4 protein-coding genes are annotated in these 1,975 nt (G+C 64.8%); all 4 read left to right on the forward strand.

The window, feature by feature from the left end:
• Positions 1–738, forward strand: a 738-nt coding sequence (locus BFV97_RS17960) for an FAD-binding oxidoreductase (protein WP_245667829.1), incomplete at its 5' end; no start/stop codon positions are given.
• Between the two features lie 182 nt (positions 739–920).
• A complete protein-coding gene (locus BFV97_RS17965; RefSeq protein WP_069301737.1) occupies positions 921–1,301 on the forward strand; it encodes a PepSY domain-containing protein in 381 nt (126 codons plus the stop codon).
• Positions 1,302–1,336: 35 nt separating this feature from the next.
• Positions 1,337–1,807, forward strand: coding sequence for a DUF2271 domain-containing protein (locus tag BFV97_RS17970; protein ID WP_069301738.1), 471 nt, complete (start codon positions 1,337–1,339; stop codon positions 1,805–1,807).
• 11 nt (positions 1,808–1,818) lie between these two features.
• Positions 1,819–1,975, forward strand: a 157-nt coding sequence (locus BFV97_RS19115; RefSeq protein WP_172827942.1) for a PepSY domain-containing protein, incomplete at its 3' end; no start/stop codon positions are given.

The following is a 1,975-nucleotide window of genomic DNA, read 5'->3' on the forward strand; positions in this document are numbered from 1 at the left end:
ACATTTGGCATCGCGGGAGTAATCGCGTGGATATTCACCGAGCTGGTCGCCCCGTACCTGCGGCGTAGAGAATTCACCGTCACAGAGATCAGCCAGACCAAGGACACCACCACGCTAACCCTCCGCCCCGAGGGGCGGGCCATGCGGTGGCGGCCGGGGCAATTCGCCTTCTTCCGCGCGCCAGAGGCAGGACTGTCCGAGCCGCACCCCTTCACGATCGCCAGCGCCCCGCGCCCTGACGGCACCCTGACGTTCTCCATCCGGGGCTTGGGTGGCTGGACACGAAGCCTGCCCGCCATCTTGCGGACCGGAACGCGCGTGCAGGTCGAAGGGCCATATGGACGGTTCAATTTCCGCAAGGGCGGTGCGCGCCAGATATGGCTGGCGGGCGGCATCGGTATCACGCCGTTCCTCGCCTGGGCCGAAAGCCTGAGCGAAGCGGATAGCCGCGACATTCACCTCATCCACTGCGTTCGGACACAAGAGGAGGCGATTGGGGTAGAGACGCTGCGCGCTGCGGCTGCCCGCAACCCGAGGTTCAGTTTCGAGGTGGTCGTTACGACGCGCGATGGCAGGCTCACGGCCGAGCGCCTGATTGGCGCGGTCCCTTTCGCGATCCGGCAAGCCGATCTGTGGTTCTGCGGCCCAACCGGTCTGAAGGACGGGATTCTCAAGGGCTTGAAAGCACAAGGCCAAACGCCTCGCCGTGTCCGCTTCGAGCAGTTCGAATTCACCTGAACGCGGGGCAGGGCGCATAGCCATGCCAGCCCTGTAGCCTGCGCTCGCATCTTTTTTTGGCCCCGCCCTCATCGGCGGGGCCATTTTCCTGACGGCAAGCTGAAGCAGGAATCGCTGGGGCGTCAGGATGCCCTCAGGTCGGGGTGCCAGATTGGTCTCATCAAACGAAAGGACCCCTTGCCATGAAAAAGACTCTGACCGCCCTTGCCCTGATCGCACTTTTGCCCGCCGGCGCTGCGCTGGCCGACGACGATGATTGCAATGCGCCCCGTGACCAGTGGCAGCCGCGCGAGGCCGCCATGCAGATGGCCGAACAGAACGGTTGGACGGTGCGCGACTTCGAGATCGACGACGGCTGCTACGAAATCCAAGGCCGAGACCAGGATGGCCGCGAGATCGAGGTGAAGCTCGATCCGGCGACGCTGCAGATCGTCGAGATGGACTACGAGGATGATGACGACGACCGCGGTGGCGCCCGCAATCCCGCGCCCGCTGGAACGGTCGCTCCTCCGCAGAACGGCCTCTTCGGAAACGGCGCCCCTCCGCAGGTTCAGGTGAACTGAACAGCTCCGAAGCACCCTGAACAAGGATCATTCCCATGAAATCACTTCTCGCAACGCTCGCGCTGACCACCGCACTCACGCTTCCCGGCCTCGCTATGGCACGGCCCGTGACGCTCACAACCACCCTCAACAACTATGGCGGCGACGGCGCTTACCTCGCGCTTTACGTTACCGACGCCTCGGGCGCCTATGTCGGCAGTCTCTGGATGGCTGGTGGCAAGTCCAAGTACTACGAGCATCTGAGCGATTGGTACCGTGCCACGGGCGGCGATACCGCGCAGGTAAACGGTATCACCGGCGCCAGCGTCGGCGCGGGCCGCAGTCTCGAGATCACGCTCGATCTGGCCGATGCGCTGTTCGATGCGGGCTACACGCTTCACATAGACGCGGCGGTCGAGGATATGCGCGACAGCCCGAACGAGGTGGCCGTGCCGCTGACGACGGCGGGCGCGGGTACGCCGGTTACCGGCCGGCGCTACATCGCCAACTTCTCCTACGACATGTGAGGGGCAGGGCCATGATCCGTACACTCCATCGCTGGCCGGGTCTACTGGCACTCGCGCTCGTCACGATCCTGAGCCTGAGCGGCGCTGCGCTCTCGGTCTTTCCGGCAGTCGAGCGCATCACCGCGCCGCAGGTGGAGACTGGTCAGACAGTCGCCACCCTCGCGGACC

The organism is Neptunicoccus sediminis (assembly GCF_001719615.1).
In the GTDB taxonomy this organism is placed as follows: domain Bacteria; phylum Pseudomonadota; class Alphaproteobacteria; order Rhodobacterales; family Rhodobacteraceae; genus Amylibacter; species Amylibacter sediminis.